The organism is Rothia sp. HMSC066G07 (genome assembly GCF_001814485.1).
GTDB lineage: Bacteria > Actinomycetota > Actinomycetes > Actinomycetales > Micrococcaceae > Rothia.
In genome coordinates this window covers 5,420-10,125 of sequence record NZ_KV816929.1, presented here as the reverse complement: position 1 = coordinate 10,125, position 4,706 = coordinate 5,420, and the positions used below count along the sequence as shown (strand labels likewise).

At 54.0% G+C, this 4,706-nt stretch carries 3 protein-coding genes and 1 CRISPR repeat array; of the genes, 2 read left to right on the top strand and 1 reads right to left on the bottom strand.

The genetic code is table 11. The annotated features are described in order from the left end of the window. Position 1: 1 nt before the first annotated feature. Positions 2–533: a CRISPR direct-repeat array (repeat unit 27 nt; unit sequence AAAGTCCCTCCGAAAAGGAAGGGAAAT). 376 nt (positions 534–909) lie between these two features. Continuing rightward, the gene (gene zapE, locus HMPREF2971_RS07215; protein WP_070678088.1) at positions 910–1,965 is read right to left on the bottom strand and encodes a cell division protein ZapE; all 1,056 of its coding nucleotides are present in this window, start codon (positions 1,963–1,965) and stop codon (positions 910–912) included. 731 nt (positions 1,966–2,696) lie between these two features. Here zapE and HMPREF2971_RS07210 point away from each other — a divergent pair. Together HMPREF2971_RS07210 and HMPREF2971_RS07200 are read left to right on the top strand one after the other, a co-directional pair. Continuing rightward, positions 2,697–3,428: a DUF6318 family protein gene (locus HMPREF2971_RS07210; protein ID WP_070692144.1), complete on the top strand. Its 732-nt coding sequence runs from the start codon at positions 2,697–2,699 to the stop codon at positions 3,426–3,428. Between the two features lie 129 nt (positions 3,429–3,557). Continuing rightward, positions 3,558–4,619 (top strand): peptide ABC transporter ATPase, encoded by a 1,062-nt coding sequence (locus HMPREF2971_RS07200; RefSeq protein ID WP_168165834.1) that lies wholly within the window; start codon positions 3,558–3,560, stop codon positions 4,617–4,619. Positions 4,620–4,706 lie beyond the last annotated feature (87 nt).

Sequence of the window (4,706 nt, the reverse complement as noted above, 5' to 3'; positions counted from 1 at the left end):
GAAAGTCCCTCCGAAAAGGAAGGGAAATTCAGCCCCCACTAACCGACCCGCTCTCCACCTACACCCCTCAATGAAAGTCCCTCCGAAAAGGAAGGGAAATGGTCGTGTCCACCGTGAAAATGCCGGTGCCGGTTTCCCCTCAATGAAAGTCCCTCCGAAAAGGAAGGGAAATACCAACACCACCAGCGCCAACAAGGAGTCTGCTAACCCCTCAATGAAAGTCCCTCCGAAAAGGAAGGGAAATCCAGACAGAGACCTCAGACATGCCGCCACTGCGAAGTACCCTCAATGAAAGTCCCTCCGAAAAGGAAGGGAAATCCGCGACTCGCGAGCATGACACAGAATCCACACGACCCTCAATGAAAGTCCCTCCGAAAAGGAAGGGAAATTATTGCGTCGAGGTGGTCGGCGGTGAATGAGAGCGGCCCTCAATGAAAGTCCCTCCGAAAAGGAAGGGAAATGCTGCTCTACATCGTGCCGCCGAGCCTGTTCATGGTCCCTCAATGAAAGTCCCTCCGAAAAGGAAGGGAAATAGCTACCCGAAAATAGCCCGCAACCATGCGGCAGAAACGGGTGCTTCGCGAGAACCTCGCGGAGGCTACACGCAAAATTATACACTCCAACCACATCTACCCCCGCATAACTCCCTGGCAAGGGAAGAAACCATGCGAGCGACACGCCATGTTCCCGTCACGTACCAGGTTCTCGCTCACACAAAGACCCCCGCCGGGTGCTTCCTAAGCGACCCGGCGAGGGTCCTCACGTATGAGAGGGGTTGGCGCGGTTCAGGTAAACCAGACTAACCAAGCTAACCATGCAAACCGGGCGAGCTTCGAGTCTCACGGGACTAGAAAGAACAGCGCATCAAAACCCGAGCCGGCCAAAGCTCGGCCCCGGCGAACAGCGGAACTAGCGCTCCGCCTCCTCACCGAGCATGCCCTCACGAGCCAACGCAGTCAAACGAGACACCGCACGGAAATACTTCTTCTGATAACCACCAGCCAGCATCTCCTCAGTAAACACCTTGTCAAACGGCACACCCGAAGAAACAATCGGCAAGTCCTTGTCATACAGGCGGTCAGCCAACACCACAAAACGCAGCGCCACCGACTGCTCAGTAATCGGGTGAACATCACGCCACGCAATACCATCCAGGCCATCGATCAGCTGACGGTAACGCGACGGGTGCACCTTCGCCAGATGCTCCACCAGGTCAGCGAAGTTATCAACACCAACAGTCTGGCCGCCGAACACTTCCTCAATCTTCGCATCAAACGCATCATCAGCAACAGGCTCCGGCGCAGCAGGCAGGCCACGGTGACGGAAATCCTCACCATCCACACGGTGCACCTCAAACTGCGAAGCAAGCACCTGAATCTCACGCTTAAAATCCTCAGCCGCGAAACGGCCCTCACCCAACGCACCAGGCAGCGTGTTCGAGGTCGCCACAAGCTTCACGCCAGCATCCGCCAGCTCACGCATCAGACGAGACATGAGCACAGTATCACCCGGATCGTCCAGCTCAAACTCGTCAATGCACACCAGCTTGTAGCTGCTCAACGCCTCAACCGTCTTACGGAACGTCAACGCACCCACCAGGTTCGTGTACTCCACAAAAGTACCGAACGCCTTCGGGCCGTCCACATAATGCCACAGCGACGCCAACAGGTGAGTCTTACCCACACCAAAACCGCCGTCAAGGTACAGGCCAGCCTTCGTCGATTCCTTCTTCTTGCCACCAAACAGGCGACCAAAGAAACCGGCACCAGCGCCGCCACCATTAATCTTGTCGCCAAAATCCTTCAGCTTCTGCACAGCCTCAGCCTGCGACGGCTGATTCGGATCAGGAATGTAGCTATCAAAAGACACTTCACCAAAACGCTCAGAGGGGCGGAAACCCGCCAGCAACTCATCAGCAGAAACGCGAGGGATGCGGTCGGTCAAGTGTACGGTCGTGGTGGGCACAAAAACTCTTTTCTTCAGTGACGGCGATGTGACTTCCGCTTTAAGTGTAGTACTGTCTAACACCCCGCGTGAGCCGCATGAGTTGCCCGCCACATTACGGGCATGAGGAGGGGTGTATGCGGGGTGCGTCAGGGGTGGTGGTAGGGTGCGGGGCCGCTCTGTTTTGTTTGGGCTAGGCGGGCCAGTGGCGTCCGAGCACGGAGGCTGAGGTGGAGTGTGTTTTGGGCAGGGTCTGTCTTGGGCGGATGCAGTGTTCGATAGGTTAGTGTCTTCGCCGTGGGTTTTAAACCCGCAGCGAAGACAGTAACCTATCGAAACGGCCAGTTACCCGCCGCCGGTGAAAACTCAGTAATGACCTAGCAATTTCAGCCATGACTTAGCGTCTTTGGCAATGGCTAAAACCCCAGCCTGAAGTCACTAACTCATGGTCGAAGTCCGTAACTCATGACCGAATTTCCGCAGGCACGGCGCCTCCGCGGGCGCAGAGACATTTGATGCATAAAGCAATGAAATATCCGAATAGTGATGTTTCGTTGCTATAGCACCCAAAAGAATGCAAATGACCGCAAACATGCGGTAGGGTGGTAACTGTAGTGCTCCATAGCGCATTGATGCGCTTGATGGGCGCGCTATGGAGCTGTTTTCTTCCGGCAGTCAGTTTGACCTGCAAAAAAGCGGCCCGACTAGTAACTAAATGACACACCATCACCGACGATAGGAGCGTATCTTCTATGGATTCGACCATCTTTAATCGCCGTACCCTGTTGGGCGGCGGCGCACTTGTGGGCCTGGGGGCCCTGCTTGCGGCATGTGGCCAGCAGGCAAATAACGAGGCGGCAGCCGCCTCGGCATCATCGACTGCCGCGCCGAGCGAGTCGGCTTCGGTGTCTGCAGCAGCATCTGAGTCTGCGTCCGCTTCAGCTTCAACTACCCCGAAGCCTGTTATGACTCGTGGATATTCAGGCAAATCCAAAGCACCCGACGGCGAATACCGCAAAGCGGATACGTACGGTCCTGCGCAGAACGTCCAGGAACCCCGCAAGGAACCCGCGCAGTACCCCGAGACGGAAGAAGGCCTCTACCGCATGATGAAGGACTGGGTTGTTGCGCACAACTACGCGATCCAGACCGGTGACTGCTCCTACGCTTTCAAATATGTAACGGAAGATGCGGAAGAATATGAGTTCTACCTGTATATTCAGGGTCTTTACCAGCGCGGAGGATGGACTGTTGACGGGCTGGATAGCTACCAGCCAGAAGGCCCGCTTATCTACGACGAAGCAAAGAAAATGTATCGTATGAAGCATCGTCGGTTCTGGAGCAGCGTTATGTACGTTGAATCTAACGGCCACCTCACAATGCAGGCTAACACTGATACTAGCGACGATACTTTCTATTTCCTTTTCACCTACTCTGATGGCTATTGGAAAATTGCTGGAAGTAAATCAGAAGAGGAACTATAAATTAAAATGAATCTAATCCGTTACCCGAAAATCTTTATTTGCATTATATTGGCAACAAATTTTTCACTCATAGATAATTCATCCGCAATAAGTGCAGAGTGTACAACTAAAGACTCTAATGGACATTGCGTGCAGGTTCCAGGCCAGCCAAATCAGCGTCGCGGTGGCTCCACCTCGCGCAACCAAGAAAAACAATCCGACGTACCATCAAATGACAATCAATCTGCAGAAGTAGCTGAAGGTTCCTACCACAACTGGCTCGATGAAATGCTTCAAACGCACAGCGTCATGAAAGACAGTGGTGGTGTTGATTACTATGCGCCACTTGACGGAAATAATACATGCTACACGGAAGATTACCGCCCAGGAAAACAAGAATACTCGGAATATAAGCTAGAAGATGGAATGGCTGTGAAGACGACTAAAAGAGGCGGTGGGGTCGAATTGTCAAAGTTCTGTAAACCTAATGACGCTAAAACCTTCACCTCCAATGACCCTGCACAGCCCAAGGGTCCCACTATCGAAGAAATGCTCCAAGAAGTTGAGGACCAATTCGCTAAAACCGATATCCAGGCCCCTGTTTTGAAGCAGTCCTATAACCTTGGCTCTGGTCAGGGCGAAGACAACCCCAATGTCTATAAGAATCAGGCCGTCAACTTCTATGTCGATGCCCCCACCGCACGGTGGGAAGGCGACCTCATGATCGGCCATGTGGAGATGGAGTCCTACCCCACCCAGATGACCATCCAGTACGGCAACGGTGACGAGGGCAGCTTCTACACGATGGGTAAGCCGGTTAGCAGGGCACGTGGTGAAGAGTCACGCAAGACCGCGACCAGTTATGTCTATAAGCGTTCAGGTAATTTCCATGCCTACGCAACAGTGTCTTACTCTGGCCGTTTCCGCGTGAACGGTGGCGACTGGCATGCACTGGATGTCGTTTTGACGAAGGAAACTGTCGACCCGCTGCTGATTCGTGTGTGGTGGACCGACGTGGGCCGCGTAGCCGGTGACTGCAGCTATGACGACACTCGTTGGGGCTGCAAGAATGACCCCACGATGGGCAAGAAAGATAACCCGAACCCGCGCCTACGTAAGGCCGATATCCGTACCGGTCAGCGCTGGCACCTGAATGATAACGGTGACGGAGACACGGAGTATTCGCTGCACCGCGACTGGCCCGATATGTAAAGCCCGCCGCGGGTCTTACGTTGAGAAGCCACATGTTCGCCGAGAAGCCACTTCTTTCGTGGCTTTTCGAAACACATGTGGCTTCTC

Excerpts from the sequence above, each read along its gene's own strand:
- HMPREF2971_RS07210 (WP_070692144.1), top strand. The coding sequence starts at position 2,697 with ATGGATTCGACCATCTTTAATCGCCGTACCCTGTTGGGCGGCGGCGCA.